This is a genomic window from Mesorhizobium sp. M5C.F.Ca.IN.020.32.2.1 (assembly GCF_004023105.1).
Lineage (GTDB): Bacteria > Pseudomonadota > Alphaproteobacteria > Rhizobiales > Rhizobiaceae > Mesorhizobium > Mesorhizobium wenxiniae.
On sequence record NZ_RZSX01001651.1, the window covers coordinates 1 to 482 of the forward strand.

Below are 482 nucleotides of genomic sequence, written 5' to 3' on the forward strand. Positions count from 1 at the left end.
GGGCAATGCCTGTCCCCTCGCCGGTTCCCCAGAGAAAATTCAGACCGCTGTTGATCTGCTGTGCGCCAAGGCCGAGCGATGTCGCCGTGCCGAACAGCGTGGCGAGGACGGCGAGAATATCGATTGTCTTGCCGATCGGTCCGGCGACCGCCTTGCCGAGCAGGGGGGTGAAAGCGCTCGAGATCAGGATTGGCAGGCCCTTCCGGTAGGTGAAGTAGGCGATCGCCAGACCGACAATGGCATAGATCGCCCAAGGGTGGAGGGCCCAATGAAAATAGGAATATTTCATCGCGAGCAGCGCAGCCTCCTTGGTTTGCGCGGCCGCCAGCCCGTGAGGCGGTGCGCCAAAATGGAAAACTGGCTCGGCAACGCCCCAGAACATCAGGCCGATGCCCATGCCGACACTGAACATCATGCATACCCACGAAACCGTCCGGAATTCGGGAAGTTCGTCATCGGCCCCAAGCCTAATCTTGCCGAAA

Annotated in this window: 1 protein-coding gene; it reads right to left on the minus strand. The window is 60.4% G+C overall.

Going from position 1 to position 482, the window contains the following annotated elements:
• Window positions 1-482, minus strand: a 482-nt coding sequence (locus tag EOA86_RS37970) for a BCCT family transporter (RefSeq protein WP_206630296.1), incomplete at both ends; no start/stop codon positions are given.